General features: G+C 54.5%; 17 protein-coding genes. 4 read left to right on the forward strand and 13 right to left on the reverse strand.

All coding sequences use genetic code 11. The features are described from left to right. Positions 1-202 precede the first annotated feature (202 nt). On the forward strand, positions 203-700 hold the full coding sequence (gene spy, locus AC6I8W_RS09160) for an ATP-independent periplasmic protein-refolding chaperone Spy (protein WP_497837876.1): 498 nt from the start codon (positions 203-205) through the stop codon (positions 698-700). An 81-nt stretch (positions 701-781) separates the two neighbouring features. Here spy and cho read toward each other — a convergent pair whose 3' ends face one another. From cho to AC6I8W_RS09185, 5 genes are all read right to left on the reverse strand, one after another. Then, positions 782-1,642, reverse strand: a complete 861-nt coding sequence (gene cho, locus AC6I8W_RS09165) for an excinuclease Cho (RefSeq protein ID WP_497837877.1) — start codon at positions 1,640-1,642, stop codon at positions 782-784. Between the two features lie 62 nt (positions 1,643-1,704). Then, positions 1,705-2,595: an aromatic amino acid DMT transporter YddG gene (gene yddG / locus AC6I8W_RS09170; protein WP_497837878.1), complete on the reverse strand. Its 891-nt coding sequence runs from the start codon at positions 2,593-2,595 to the stop codon at positions 1,705-1,707. Between the two features lie 66 nt (positions 2,596-2,661). Beyond that, on the reverse strand, positions 2,662-3,489 hold the full coding sequence (nadE, locus tag AC6I8W_RS09175; RefSeq protein WP_497837879.1) for an NAD(+) synthase: 828 nt from the start codon (positions 3,487-3,489) through the stop codon (positions 2,662-2,664). Between the two features lie 117 nt (positions 3,490-3,606). Then, positions 3,607-4,797 (reverse strand): multidrug effflux MFS transporter, encoded by a 1,191-nt coding sequence (locus AC6I8W_RS09180; RefSeq protein ID WP_497837880.1) that lies wholly within the window; start codon positions 4,795-4,797, stop codon positions 3,607-3,609. After that, positions 4,794-5,378 (reverse strand): TetR/AcrR family transcriptional regulator, encoded by a 585-nt coding sequence (locus AC6I8W_RS09185; protein WP_497837881.1) that lies wholly within the window; start codon positions 5,376-5,378, stop codon positions 4,794-4,796. The genes AC6I8W_RS09180 and AC6I8W_RS09185 overlap by 4 nt, the downstream gene beginning before the upstream one ends. A 193-nt stretch (positions 5,379-5,571) precedes the next feature. Here AC6I8W_RS09185 and osmE point away from each other — a divergent pair, with 193 nt between their 5' ends. After that, entirely contained in the window at positions 5,572-5,907 is a 336-nt protein-coding gene (osmE, locus tag AC6I8W_RS09190) for an osmotically-inducible lipoprotein OsmE (RefSeq protein WP_013508809.1), read from the forward strand. Positions 5,908-5,963: 56 nt separating this feature from the next. On the opposite strand, the gene AC6I8W_RS09195 is transcribed toward osmE, so the two are convergent. The 6 genes from AC6I8W_RS09195 to hxpB form a co-directional block, all read right to left on the reverse strand. Next, positions 5,964-6,329, reverse strand: a complete 366-nt coding sequence (locus AC6I8W_RS09195; protein WP_497837882.1) for a DUF6515 family protein — start codon at positions 6,327-6,329, stop codon at positions 5,964-5,966. Between the two features lie 204 nt (positions 6,330-6,533). Further along, entirely contained in the window at positions 6,534-7,925 is a 1,392-nt protein-coding gene (locus AC6I8W_RS09200; RefSeq protein WP_497837883.1) for an L-cystine transporter, read from the reverse strand. 154 nt (positions 7,926-8,079) lie between these two features. After that, positions 8,080-8,667: a metal-dependent hydrolase gene (locus AC6I8W_RS09205; protein WP_497837884.1), complete on the reverse strand. Its 588-nt coding sequence runs from the start codon at positions 8,665-8,667 to the stop codon at positions 8,080-8,082. A gap of 132 nt (positions 8,668-8,799) precedes the next feature. After that, the gene (kduD, locus tag AC6I8W_RS09210; protein WP_497838143.1) at positions 8,800-9,561 is read right to left on the reverse strand and encodes a 2-dehydro-3-deoxy-D-gluconate 5-dehydrogenase KduD; all 762 of its coding nucleotides are present in this window, start codon (positions 9,559-9,561) and stop codon (positions 8,800-8,802) included. A gap of 17 nt (positions 9,562-9,578) precedes the next feature. Continuing rightward, positions 9,579-10,415 (reverse strand): 5-dehydro-4-deoxy-D-glucuronate isomerase, encoded by an 837-nt coding sequence (gene kduI, locus AC6I8W_RS09215; RefSeq protein WP_497837885.1) that lies wholly within the window; start codon positions 10,413-10,415, stop codon positions 9,579-9,581. Between the two features lie 165 nt (positions 10,416-10,580). Then, positions 10,581-11,249, reverse strand: a complete 669-nt coding sequence (gene hxpB / locus AC6I8W_RS09220; RefSeq protein WP_497837886.1) for a hexitol phosphatase HxpB — start codon at positions 11,247-11,249, stop codon at positions 10,581-10,583. A 133-nt stretch (positions 11,250-11,382) separates the two neighbouring features. On the opposite strand from hxpB, the gene AC6I8W_RS09225 reads away from it, so the two are divergent. Then, entirely contained in the window at positions 11,383-11,919 is a 537-nt protein-coding gene (locus tag AC6I8W_RS09225; protein ID WP_497837887.1) for a YniB family protein, read from the forward strand. A 4-nt stretch (positions 11,920-11,923) separates the two neighbouring features. Here the strand turns inward: AC6I8W_RS09225 and AC6I8W_RS09230 are convergent, their stop codons facing one another. Together AC6I8W_RS09230 and ghoS are read right to left on the reverse strand one after the other, a co-directional pair. Then, positions 11,924-12,817, reverse strand: coding sequence for a fructosamine kinase family protein (locus AC6I8W_RS09230; RefSeq protein WP_497837888.1), 894 nt, complete (start codon positions 12,815-12,817; stop codon positions 11,924-11,926). Positions 12,818-12,907: 90 nt separating this feature from the next. After that, positions 12,908-13,192 carry a type V toxin-antitoxin system endoribonuclease antitoxin GhoS gene (gene ghoS / locus AC6I8W_RS09235; protein WP_497837889.1) on the reverse strand — a complete coding sequence of 95 codons (285 nt, stop codon included), beginning with the start codon at positions 13,190-13,192 and terminating at the stop codon, positions 12,908-12,910. A gap of 331 nt (positions 13,193-13,523) precedes the next feature. Between ghoS and AC6I8W_RS09240 the strand changes: the two genes are divergently transcribed. Continuing rightward, positions 13,524-14,285 (forward strand): DUF481 domain-containing protein, encoded by a 762-nt coding sequence (locus AC6I8W_RS09240; RefSeq protein WP_497837890.1) that lies wholly within the window; start codon positions 13,524-13,526, stop codon positions 14,283-14,285. The last annotated feature ends 78 nt before the right edge of the window (positions 14,286-14,363 follow it).

The following is a 14,363-nucleotide window of genomic DNA, read 5'->3' on the forward strand; positions in this document are numbered from 1 at the left end:
TGCGTTTTTTGCCTTATTCGTCATACTCTTTTGCAATTCCTCACGTGTTTCTTCTTATTCTCTCCATGATCGCCTGATATCTGTCTTTTATGCTTTCAGGGCTTTACTCAGCCTCTGAGTAGTTGACGTTCAGCGTCGTATGCTTGTTTCCGAAGACGCGACACAGGCTGTCGTCATGAAACTGAAAAGTAAGGACAATATTATGCGTAAACTGACTTCCCTCTTCCTGGCTACCGCGATGGCTCTCGGTGCTGCCAATATCGTCCATGCTGCGGCAGACAACCTGACGCCTCCGCCAGCTGGCAGCGAGAAATCCATGCATAAGCCGCCGATGCGTCATGGTGGTATGGACATGATGTTCAAAGGTCTGAACCTGACCGACGCGCAGAAAAAACAGATGCATGACATCATGCGTGAAAGCCACAAAGACTTTCAACGTCCGTCGCTGGAAGAGCGTCGCGCTAACCACGCGCTGATTGCCTCTGACACCTTCGACCGGGCGAAAGCAGAAGCACAGGCGGAAAAAATGACCGCCAATGCCAAAGAACGTGCTGTGGCGATGATGGAAACGCAGAACAAACTCTATAACGTGTTGACGCCGGAGCAGAAAAAGCAGTTCAACGCGAACTTTGAGAAACGTCTGACAGAGAAACGCCCGCACGATGGTAAGATGCCGCCACCACCGGCTGATGGCGAATAATCCGCTGATAGCATGAGGGTTTGAGACCGCCGACGTTGTCCATCGCATCCGATGCTTTGGGCAGCGTCGGCGGTTTTGCTTTTATAGCGCGATCAACGGGAACTCGCCCGACAACAGCGGACGACAGAGAATTTTATAACCATCGTGATCAAAACCTTGGGGTATCCGTTGCAGCTGGCGCGCTTCTGCTTCGTTACTCACCGAACCCAGCCAGAACCAATGATCGATCACGTGGATTTGCGTCATGGTCGCGCCACGTTCCACCATCCCTACCGCGCCGGGCCACGGCCAGCACACCACCCGTAACGCCTCCAGTGCCTGCTGCAAGCGCTGTTGATGCGCCTCTGGCGACTCGTTGCCGCAGCAGGCACCGGCACAGCGGTTAAGTGCGGCACGGAAACACCCTCGGCCGCTGCGCAGGTTCTCCAGCCCCAGCAAACCGTGGCACAGGCGCTGTTCATCGGCGATGCCTTTCAGCTTCTCCAGCGCGGCATGGCGGCTACGAAACAGGCCATACAGATTGGCGGTGCTGGAGAAATCGAGATCGCGGGCGTAAACCACTTGCGGTGCGGTGTCGTTAAGCTGGATTGAGCAGAGCTGGCGGTTTTTACGCAGGCGCTTATTGAACAACGGCTGTTGAGTTTTAATCATCTGCGCTTCCAGTAACTGCGCGCCAAGATCGCCCGCGGTGGGGATCCAACTGACGCGCCTTGCCTGGCGCAGCATGCTGGCTTCGTCGGGGGTGCGGAAATGGGACATCACACGGCTGCGCAGGTTAACGCTTTTGCCGATATACAACGGCAGGTTTTCGCTTTCGCCGTGGAAAACATACACGCCGGGCTGATTCGGTAAACCTTCCAGCCACTGGCGCAGATGTTCGGGATATTGGTAAATGGCTGCCGCATCAAATTCAAGGCGGTAACTTGTGGCTCGTCTGACCAAGGAGGACTCCGCTTACTGGTTGTCCATCCAGTATATCAGGGTGGCGATTTTCTCGCCACCCGTTACAGGCGGCGGGTCGCCAGCCAGCAAATCAACGAACCGAGGGTGATCATCAGCACGCCTTGCCAGAAGATCAGGGACGGGGTTAGCCCGAGCCAGAGCGAAGCCAGCAACGCCGACAGCACTGGCGTAAAGTAAGATGCCGTTGCCAGTAACGTTAGATTGCCGTGTTGAATACCGTGGTTCCACGCTGAATAGGCCACTGCGGTGGAGACGCCCATAAACAACACCTCCAGCGCCGGGATCAGGCTGAAATGCAGCGAGCTGACCTGTTCGGTAATGGCGAATTTGCTCCACAACGCCAGCGCCGTGATGATAAAGAACAGATTGACGCCACTTTTGCCGTTGGCATAACGGCGCGTCACGTTGTTGTACAGCCCCCAGGCAAAAGCGGCGATAAACGCCAGTCCATACGCCAGCGGGTTACTCAGCAGATTATGTCCGAGCTGCGACCATGAACTGCCGCCCCGGCTCTGTAGCACCCAGACAATTCCCGCCAGCGACAACAGCAATCCCGGCCATAGCCAGAGACGGAAACGTTGTTGGTTGATTGGAATAGCAAACACGATGGTCAGACAGGGCCACAGGTAATTGATCATCCCCAGCTCCAGCGACTGCGCTCGATCCTGCGCCAGACCAATCGCCAGCGCGAGACAGATTTCATAGCCGACAAACAGCAGACCGCCGCCCCACAAGTAGCGCGTCGGCATCTGGCGGAAATCAGGCAGGCCACGCGTCAGGCACAGCAATAACGCCGTAGTGGTATAAATCAACGCCGCGCCACCAGTGGCGCCAAAGGCTTCACTCACGCTGCGCAACAGGCCAACGGTGGTGCTCCAGAGTAAAATCGCGCTCAGGCCAAACAGTGTCGCGCGCGGTAAATGTGCAGGCATAAAAAAGTATTCAGACCAGGCAAAAAGAGGCGTTTTCCGAGCCGAAATGGAAAACGCCGGATGGGGTTATTTTTTCCAGAAATCGTCGAACACGGTAATCGGCGGGCGACGTTTGTGCTCGGTTTTCAGATACCAGCCTTCGATGATTTTAGCGGCCGCCGCATCAATGGTTTTGCCTTCCAGATAGGCATCAATCAACTGATAGGTCACGCCGAGAGCCACTTCATCCTGTAATCCTGGACGATTATCTTCGAGGTCAGCCGTTGGGTGCTTCAGGTAAAGATGCTCCGGGCAGCCCAGCAGTTTCAGCAACTGTTTACCCTGGCCTTTGTTGAGGCGGAAAATTGGGTTGATGTCAGTGCCGCCATCACCATATTTGGTGAAGAAACCGGTGACCGCTTCGGCAGCATGGTCAGTGCCTACCACCACTCCTTTGGTCATTCCAGCTATGCTGTACTGGGCTTTCATGCGTTCGCGGGCTTTTTCATTACCGCGAATATAGTCCGACAGGGCAATCCCGGCATCCTGCAGGGCGCGCTCACTCGCCAGCACCGCTTCTTTGATGTTGACCACCAGCGATCGATCCGGCTGGATAAAGGCCAACGCATCCTGACAATCCTGCTCATCAGCCTGCACGCCATAAGGCAGACGTACGGCAATAAAGGTGTAGTCGTTGTCACCGGTCTCTGCGCGCAACTCACGGATGGCGGTTTGTGACAGAATGCCTGTCAGCGTGGAATCCTGACCGCCGCTAATGCCGAGTACCAGGGTCTTAATCCCCGGGTTGGTTTTCAGGTACGACTTTAAAAAATCAACGCTGACACGAACTTCTTGCTGGGGATCGATGACGGGTTTAACACCAAGGGCTTCAATGATTTCCTGCTGCAGTGACATGAACCTCTCCTCAAGTCAGTTGCCGGACGGCACAATGCGAATCATTTGCTAAAGCTAACGCGGCTGGCCCAAAACAACAAGCCGTATGGCTTGTTGTTCGGGTTATTTGCTGGCAAATCAGGCGCTTTTCGGCTTCTTCGCCAGCAGGATAAACATCACGATCGATAACATAAAACAGCCAAAAATGGTGCCGGTCATGCTCAGCACCGAGGTACCGCCGAGACCAGTTAGCGGTACGCTGATGGCACCGAGGGTGAACATGGTGACGCCAATTGCCGCCGAGGCGCTGCCCGCGCGGTGGCCCTGGCTCTGCATCGCCAGCGAGGAGGCGGTGGTAGCGATAACACCATTGCTGGCGATGGTGAAGAACAAGGGCAGCAGAATCACCGGCAGCGACGCACCGATGATGCCCGCCACCAGCAGACAGGCGGAGGCGACAAAGGCCAGCAGCAGGCCACCTTTCAGTACCCGGTATTCACCCCAACGTCGGCACAGGCGGGCGCTGGTCTGTGAAGCAATAATCAGACCGAAACCATTGGCGGCAAAGCAGAAACTGAAGGCTTGCGGAGACAGACCGTAGATCTGTTGCAGGACAAACGGTGATGCGCCGATGTAAGCGAGCATCCCCGCCATCATGAAACCCTGTGTTAAACAGAATCCCATAAAGGCACGATGGGTAAATACCTCGCCAAGTGCAGCCCAGGCGGAGAAAATGGAACCCCGATTGCGTTTTTCTTCCGGCAGCGTTTCATGGAGTTTCCAGCGGGTCAGCAGAATAAGCAAAATTGCCACCGCCCCCAACACCATAAAAATGCCGCGCCAGTTCAGCACGGTTAACATAAAACCACCCAGTACCGGAGCGGCGATGGGTGCCAGACCGTTAACCAGCATCAGCAGAGCAAAAAAGCGCGTCAGTTCATAACCGCTGTACATATCGCGCGCCACAGCACGCGAGAGCACCGCGCCGCCGCCGCCCGCCAGGCCTTCAAACAAACGCGCCACCAACAGTTGATTGATGTCTTGCGCCCATGCACAACCGATTGAGGCGACAAACAGCAGCAGCAGTGAGATCCGCAAAGGGCGCAGACGGCCAAATTTGTCGCTCAACGGGCCGAACAGTAGCTGGCCGGCACCGAGGCCGATCAGTGTCGCGGTGAGGCTTAACTGTGCGGTGGCGGTTTCGGTGTGCAGGTCCTGCGCCAGTTCTGGCAGAGCGGGCAAGTAGAGATCGATACAGAGCGGCCCAAGTGCAGCGAGCAGGCCAAGCGTGATGGCATAAACCAGGCGGTTAGAAGGTGCAGGTGTCATTTATCCTCTGTCTTTATTAGGAGTGAAATCAGGTTCTGATAAAGCTGTTGTAGGGCAGCCGCTGACGCTTTCTGTGGCGTCAGGCGACGCAGGGCCGTGCCATCAAACAACACGGCCAGGACTTCGACGCAGGCGTTAACCTGTTCGTCATTCAATTCAGGATGGCTGGCCCGGACTTTCTGCCGGGCATGACTAAACATACGCGCGTCTGCTGCTGCCAGCATCGCCGCAACGCGTGGATTGCGCCCAGCTTCGGCGGCGACATCCAGCATCAGCAATTCATCTTCCGGGTTCAGGCTTTCACGCCAGGCAAGAGTGGTGGCGATCTGATCGCTGTCGACGCGATCGCGCATCGCAGCGACACGGTCATCAACAATCCGTTTCACCATCTCTTCAATGATGGCGTCCTTACTGGGGAAATAGCGGTAGATTTGCCCCACGCTGAGATTGGCGGCGCAAGCCAGCCGCGCCATGCTGGCCGCATGAAAGCCCTCCCGCCGAAAGCAGTCACGTGCCGCGCGGATGATTTCATCCTGACGCTGACGGTGGCGTTCGTCTTTGTTCTCTCGTTGTCTGGTCATAACCGCCCTGAAAATAGTTTTGAGAGTGCTCATTCTCATAAGGCAATTATACGGAGCCAGACGCGGGAACACAGGCACTTTTACGCAATCCTGACGCTTCGGAACAAACTGAATATGCCGCCATAAAATTGATTAATCTGGATTTATGTTCCAGGCTTAAGGTTACATGGACACAGTAATGAGGAACAACAAGATGAATAAAGTGCTGGGATGTATCGCTGCGGCCTTAACGCTGGCAGCGCTCTCTGGTTGTACGGCTTATGATCGTGCCGAGAGCTTCGTAACGAAACCTGTGGTGAAGGATGTGAAAAAAGGGATGACCCGTGACCAAGTGCGTCAGATTGCCGGAGCACCCTCTACTGAGATCACCATGGTACATGCGCGCGGCACCTGCCAGACCTATGTGCTGGGCGAGCGTGATGGCAAGCTTCAGACTTACTTTGTCAGCTATAACGATACCGGTCACGTGATGAACTACGGCTTCCAGAGCTGTAAAGAGTACGATACTGACCCGCAGGCGACGCAGTAAGCGGCAGCAGAATAGCAAAAACGGCCCGTCAGTGACGGGCCGTTTTTATGTGCGTTTTATAAACCGTAGGGGCGTGGTACTTCGTTATAGCTGCCGTTAATATCGCGCTGATAGTAATGACCATCCTGCACGTAATAACGTTTGCCGTTAAAGTCGAGCACACGCATGCCTTCGACCGGGACGGATTGCGGAGGTTGCACCACAACGTAGGTATCACCCTGACGTTGGTAGTAGCTGCCGTTCAGCAGGTAATAGGTCAGGCCGCCAATCAACACCGCAGTTGCGGCATCGGGTAAGAAATGTAATGGACCGGGTCCACCCCAATGTGGTCCAGGACCAGGTCCCCACGGACCAGGGTGGGCAAGGGCGATGGCTGGTGTTAATAAGGTTAACGCCAGCACGGAGGCGATAACTTTTTTCATCGGTAGTTCTCCTGCTATGACTGGGAGCAGGATTGGCTTTTCAACGCTAAAACACAAGCGAAAAGTGGCTGGTTTTTCCTCTATTTACCATGCTTAACACTTTCCTGACGGTAGCGCCATGATTGCCTGGGATTGAGGAGGGGGGAGCGTCGCGGCGATAAAAAACAGCGCGATAAATCGCGCTGCTACGGTTCAGGCAGAAGATTAGCGATGTGCCAGTTCGGCGTGGTCGTCGCTTTCCAGTACTTTTTTGTCAGTCAGACCGAGCCAGCGGCTGGTGAGGGAGCCAGCGGTCATCGCACCATTGACGTTGAGCGCAGTACGGCCCATATCGATCAGCGGTTCGATGGAGATCAGCAACGCCACCAGCGTTACCGGCAGACCCATGGCGGGCAGCACGATTAAGGCGGCAAAGGTGGCACCGCCACCAACACCGGCCACTCCGGCCGAGCTGAGCGTCACGATTCCCACCAGCGTGGCAATCCACAGCGGGTCAAACGGATTGATACCTACCGTCGGGGCAACCATCACCGCCAGCATGGTCGGATACAAACCGGCACAGCCATTCTGACCAATGGTGGCACCAAAGGAGGCAGAGAAACTGGCGATCGATTCTGGTACGCCAAGGCGACGCGTCTGGGTTTCCACATTCAGCGGGATACTGGCGGCGCTGGAACGACTGGTAAAGGCAAAGGTAATTACCGGCCACACTTTACGGAAGAAACGTAGCGGGTTGATGCCGTTGAAAGAGAGCAGCAGGGCGTGCACGCCAAACATGATTGCCAGACCCAGATAAGAGGCCACGACAAAGCCACCGAGCTTGATGATGTCCTGGAGATTAGATCCCGCCACCACTTTGGTCATCAACGCCAGCACGCCGTAAGGCGTGAGCTTCATGATCAAACGCACCAGTTTCATTACCCAGGATTGCAGGGTGTCGATCGCCACCAGCACGCGTTCGCCTTTTGCTTTGTCATCTTTCAGCAACTGCAACGCGGCCACGCCGAGAAACGCGGCAAAAATGACCACGCTAATGATTGAGGTCGGGTTGGCGCCGGTAAGATCGGCAAACGGGTTCTTAGGAATAAACGAGAGCAACAACTGGGGCACCGTCAGATCGGCTACTTTGCCAATGTAATTGCTCTGAATCGCGTTCAGACGCGCGGTTTCCTGCGCACCTTGCACCAGGCCATCTGCCGTCAAACCAAACAGGCCGGTCACCATCACACCCACCAACGCTGAAATCGCCGTGGTAAACAGCAACACGCCGATGGTCAGTACGCTGATTTTACCCAGCGAAGAGGCATTGTGCAGGCGTGCCACGGCGCTGAGAATCGAGGCAAAAACCAGCGGCATGACGATCATCTGTAACAGTTGCACATAGCCGTTACCGACAATGTTGAACCAGCCAATGGAGGCTTTCACCACCGGGCTGTTCTCACCGTAAATGGTTTGCAGCGCCAGACCAAACAACACGCCGATCACCAGGCCAGTCAATACGCGTTTTGACAGGCTCCAGCGTTCATTACCGATGCGTGCCAGCAGCACCAGCAGTGCGGCGAACACCACGAGATTAATAATCAGGGGAAAATCCATGCTCTACTCCAGAGATTTGCCGCGCCTCTGCATGTACAGGCGCGGAATACAGGTGATTCCTGAAAGGAATCCGGGCATGTTAACAGTTCATAAATGGGCAGGCTTATATCCAAATGGAATTGATTATAACTTTATGCTGAATGTTGTCTGATTATTACTCGTTTTGGCTGTTTATTATCCGTCCCACGCCATTTTGTAGGGTATTAAACAGTTGTTCGGGCCAGCCGTTTGCACCAAAAGATGGCAATCCGGGTGGGAACCATAACGCGTAACCCACCAACGCCAGGCACAGGGCGCGTTCCAGCTGATTGCCTTTCTGGCTATTGAGCAGAGGTAAACGGAAGCGCCAACGGCAGGGCCACAGCAGCGGCACGCCCGCCGGCGTCAGCATATCAGCGACAATATGACTGAGATAACCCAGGGTCATGCCCTGCAACACATCGGCGGGGACAGGCCAACTGGTGGGCACATTAATCTGGAACAGCCATAAACTCACCGCCACTGCCAGCAGGCTGTGAGTAAAACCCCGATGGCCAAAGGCGCGCGCAATGGGTTGAGATAACCACTTCAACCGTTGTCCCAACACCGACTTGGGATGATCAATATCCGGCAGCAAACAGGTCAGCAGCGCAGCGGGCACCAGATGCCACCAATCGGCACTGGCCATTACCGGCGTAAGCTCCGCGCGCTTGGCAAAAATAGCACTGGCAATGGCGAAAATGATGTGGCCTTCGGCCGTCATGATTAAACCTGGCTGCAAACTGTCGATGCATCCAGTATAGGGATTTATCCAGTAAATGAGAATATGTGACGCTGTAACCAGGCGTGAATTTAGGAGGATGCCCGCGCCAGAATGACGCGGGAAAAGAGTAGCTTAGCGAGCCAGCCAACCACCGTCCACCGCCAGGGTATAACCGTGGACGTAATCCGATGCGCTGGAGGCGAGGAACACCACGGGACCCATCATGTCGCCTGGATCGCCCCAGCGTCCGGCCGGAATACGCGCAAGGATCTCTTCACTGCGTGACTCATCATCGCGGATTTGTTGCGTGTTATTCGTCGCCATGTAGCCAGGGGCAATCGCGTTGACATTGATGCCGTGCTTCGCCCACTCATTAGCCATCAACCGCGTCAGCCCCATGACGGCGCTTTTCGATGCGGTGTAGGAGGGCACGCGGATACCGCCCTGGAAGGAAAGCATCGACGCAATGTTAATGATCTTGCCACCATTCCCTTGGGCTATAAATTGGCGCGCCACCTGTTGAGAGAGGAAAAACAGGCTTTTGCTATTGATATTCATCACATCATCCCAGTCTTTTTCGCTAAAGTTCAGCGCATCTTCACGGCGAATAATTCCCGCGTTATTGACCAGAATATCAATGCGTCCTGCCTGTGCTACTGCCTGTTCCACCACCTGCGGCACGATGGCGGGATGGGTGAGATCGGCCTGAATCGGCCAGAAATGGCGTCCCAGTGCGGCAACTTTTTCCGCAGTATCATCAGGACCGGCGCGATTGACGCCAATAATATCGCAGCCCGCCTGCGCCAGTCCGATTGCCATCCCCTGACCAAGTCCGGTGTTACAACCGGTGACCAGCGCGATTTTTCCTTCGAGATTAAAAGCATTCAGAATCATCATCTTCTCCTTCTGCTCTAGCGCAATGCACTCACGCGGACGTGGTCCATGTCATCAAACACCTGGTTTTCCCCCACCATGCCCCAGATAAAGGTATAGCGCTGGGTGCCGACACCCGCATGGATCGACCAGCTTGGCGAAATCACGGCCTGTTCGTTATGCACCAGCAGATGACGAGTTTCCTGCGGTTGCCCCATCATATGAAACACCGCGCTGTCCTCGGCCATATCGAAATAGAAATACACTTCCATGCGGCGTTCATGGGTGTGGCAGGGCATGGTGTTCCACAGATTACCCTCGTCAAGGCGCGTCAGGCCCATGGTCAGCTGACAGGTCGGCAACACATCCGGCACGATAAATTTGTTGATGGTGCGACGATTAGAGGTGGCGGCGTCACCCAGCGTGGCTTTGACGGCATCTTCAAGGGTGATTTTTTTGTCCGGGTAGTGGGTATGCGCCGGGGCGCTGTTGTAATAAAACTTCGCTGGATGATTGGCTTCGCTGCTGCGAAAAATTACCTGTTGCGCCCCCTGGCCGACATACAACGCCTCCTGATGACCAATCTCCCAGGTTGTACCATCCACCACAATCAGCCCTGGGCCGCCGATGTTGATCACGCCCAGTTCGCGGCGTTCGAGAAAATAGCTCACACCCAGCTGTTTACCCACTTCGCTACCGATGGTCACCGGCTGCGTTATCGGCATTACGCCGCCGATGATGATGCGGTCGATATGGCTGTAGGTCAGGGTGTAATCATCCGGGGTGAAAATGTTTTCGATTAGAAATTCGCGGCGCAGGGCAGCTGTATCGAGGGTTTTGGCGTGTTCGCTGTGAATACTTTGACGTACGTCCATCTCAGGCCTCTGGATATAAGAAGGAATAGGTCCCGATGCGGGTCTGTTGGCATCTTAGGCAGGATGGGATATGAATTCAATAAAAATGAAACGTTGTTTTATTTATTTGTGTTGATGATCAAATCTGCATAAAAAAGCCCGCTGTCAGAGCGGGCTGGTGGAGACTTAGCCATGTAGATGTTGAGCGGCAAGCTGGGTGAGGTCATCCAGCCGGACATTCGCCAAAGCCCAGCGCGCATCATCACGATGTTCCGCCGCTGGCACCACGATGGATCGCATGCGTGCAGCTTTGCTGGCAACCATGCCGTTAAAGGAATCTTCCAGCGCGACGCAATTGAGGGGATCGATGCCCAGCTTGGCGGCGGCATCCAGATAAACCTGTGGATGCGGTTTGCTGTAGGGAAGATGCTCGGCAGAAGCTAACTGGTCAAAATAGTGGCGCAGGTTAAACATCTCCAGCACCCGCTCCAGCATATGCAGCGGTGAGGCGGAGGCGAGGGCGATTTTCAGTCCCTGGTCGCGACATAACTGCAGTGCCTGCTCCACGCCGGGTAGCAGGGGGCGTGTCTCTTCCACCAGCGCCAGTGCGCGCGTGATGATGCGCTGTGTGACTTCCTGCTGATCCGGGCCGTTCCACGGCAGGGCTTCGTACCACATACGTACGGTTTGATCGATGCGTAACCCCAGGGTATCTGGCAATTCGTGGCGGCGGGTCAGATCCACGCCCAGGGTGGCAAAAATATCGAGTTCGGCGCGATCCCACAGCGGTTCTGAGTCGATCAACAATCCGTCCATATCAAAAATGGCGGCCAGAACAGGGCGACGATAAGACATATAACGGCTCCGTTTGAAATTTGGCCTACCTTAGCATGAAAGCCAGGCAACCAGCATGCTGCGCTTTTTTCAGGAAAAAAAGATGCAGTGCAGGTAGACTTAGGGCAAATCTTATTCCGTTCAGGGAGACACCATGACTTACCAACAGGCTGGCCGCATCGCCATCCTTAAGCGAGTGGCTGGCTGGGTGATTTTTATTCCGGCATTGCTATCCACCATTATCTCCGTATTAGGCTTCATGTTTAAGCACAGCGAAAAGCAACCTGGTATTGATGCGGTGATGCTGGATTTTGTGCATGTCATGATTGATATGGTGAAGTTCAACACGCCGTTTCTCAGTTTTTTTTGGCAAAACTCCCCGGTTCCGGAATTTAACGGTGGCACCAATATTGGGTTCTGGATTATCTATTTTTTGATTTTCGTGGGTATCGCGTTGCAGGCCTCTGGCGCGCGCATGTGGCGTCAGTCACGCCATATCAAAGAGGGCATTGAGGACCAGCTGATTCTTGAGCAGGCGAAGGGTAGCGAAGGACGCAGCCGGGCGCAGCTGGAGGAGAAAATCAATGTTCCACGTCATACCATTTTGTTGCAGGTATTTCCGTTGTATGTTCTGCCGATTGTGATCGCCATTGCCGGTTACTTCGTGCTGAAATTGCTCGGATTGCTGTAAGGCGTCAGGCCGGTCTGGCCTGACGTTGTCCCAACGCATCCTCATCCAGCAACTGGCCGATGGCGAAGGTTGCTTCGTCGTTCCAGTTGCCACCAAACACGTTGGCGCGGTTCAACAGATAATAGAGCTGATATACCGGCTGGCGTTGCGAGAACCCCTCCGGCAGCGGCCAGACGGCGTGGTATCCTTCGTAAATCTGCCGTGGCAGCTCGGCGTAATAACTCAACATCGCCAGATCACATTCGCGATCGCCCCAGTAGCAGGCAGGATCAAAAATCCACGGCCCACCGGGACTTCCGGCGCAATTTGCTGGCCATAAATCGCCATGCAATAACGAAGGTTGTGGGTGGTGGTTAGCGAGTGCGCGTTGCACACAATCGACAATCAGGTCGGCATCACCATAATTGACGCCTTTTTCTGCCGCCAGTTGCAGTTGCCAGCCAATACGCTGTTCGGCAAAAAAGACCGACCAACGACGCAGCCAACTGTTGGGCTGGGGAGACGTAGTGATGTTGTTGTCGTAATCGAGGCCAAACTGCGGTTGCTCACTCCACTGATGCAGGTGTGCCAACTGCTGACCGAGCTGAAACGCCGTGTGTTCATTGAGTGGTTCCGGCGGCAGATACTCCAGCAACAGGAAGCTGGTGTCGCGATCGTTACCGACACCGTAGACCTCGGGAACGCGGACGGTGTGCGTGCGCGCCAGCAGTGCCAGCTGATCCGCTTCCCAACTAAACAGGGTGAGCATATCCCGCGTGTTACATTTGACGAAGACGTCGAGTTTACCATAACGAATGCGCCAGGCAGGATGGACATCGCCCCCAGGCAGTTCGTGGCGTTCGGTGATTTCGGCATCGCCGGCGTATTCGCTTAACAGTCGACTAATGGCTGACCACATGGGGTAATCCTCTTTATTCGCTGCCTGAGTTCAATTGTAACGCTCAAAACCTGAACAAAACCAGCACCGGCGCGCGCTTTTCACATCCCGTCAGGGTTGCACTTTTAAAAAAGCGTCCAGTGTGGTCACTTCAACCTCGGGTTTTTCTCCCAGCGCGACCGAGGCCAGCCCGGCGGCCTGTTCAGCCAATGCCTGTTCCTCCAGGGCGCTGACAATACCGAAGCTGTTAGTACCCAGCTCGTGCGGGTGTCCCTCGGTATCATTTAAGGTGGTGTTATAGCCCGCATTGAGCATCTCACTGTTAAGGGATTGCAGGTCGCTCAGTCCCTTCTCCTGATAATGAAAGGTCACAATGTAACGCTTTAAGTCGCTCATCTTTCACCTCATTGTTCTGGAACAGATGTCAGCGTAGACCAGTGGGCCAGATTGAGCGAATTTACAGCAATTTGGCGTTGAGGAGCGGCAAAAAATAGCGACTGCGCGTTCAGAAAATTCTTGTAGCAATTGGGCTGCTATTTCGCTAATTGCCCTCTATAATGCGCGCGGTTAATGGGAATAATCCCATTTGGCGCGCGGCCTCAGCGCAAAACCTGGCTTTTCCGGTGACTTCATACTTTTTTACAAAACTTACCGTAAATTGCGTTGATCGTCCGGGAAAACTCTTCAGACTCATCACTTTTTAAACCGTCGTACGGATCACATTTAAATGAAAGCCTTTAACAAGCTGTCCGCTGTTCTTTTGCTCTCTGCTGGAGCATTTTGTCACCAGGCATTTGCAGATAACACCGTCTTCACCTCCATGGATGACCCTTCAACGGCGAAAAAACCGTTTGAAGGCAGCGCGTCAGCGGGTTACCTGGCGCAAACCGGTAACACCACCAGTTCTGCGCTGAGTGCCGCGACTTCAATGACGTGGTATAAGACCAGCACCGCATGGAGCCTGTGGGGGAATGCGGCGAATAACTCATCCAACGATGAACGTTCGTCCGAGACCTACAACATTGGTGGTCGTAGCCGTTATAACCTCAACAGCGCCGACTACCTGTTTGGTCAGGCGAGCTGGCTAAGCGATCGCTTCAATGGCTACGATTCACGTGACGTACTGACTGCCGGTTACGGTCGTCAGTTGATGAGCGGTCCGGTACATTCGCTGCGTGCTGAATTCGGTCCGGGTGTGCGTTATGACGATTTCCATGATGGCGGCCATGAAACCAAAGCCTTAGGCTATGGTGCTGTGAGCTACCAATGGCAGCTGACCGATACCACCAAATTTATCCAGGGTGTATCCGTACTGAGCAGCTTCGGTGAAGACACCACGGTGAACTCAGAAACCGGTCTTCAGGTGGCGATTAACGAACACTTCGCGCTGAAACTGGCTTATAACGTCTCCTGGAACAACAATCCGCCGGAATCTGCGCCGGATCGTACCGATACCAAAACCACCATTCAGCTCTCTTACGCTATGTAAGCTTGTCTGACGGATATCACCGCTGCCTGGCTACGCCGCGCAGCGGTTTTTTTTTAGCTGACGCAGGCTTAGCGCATT

This window comes from Pantoea sp. X-Soil-TKNS-1211, assembly GCF_059730495.1.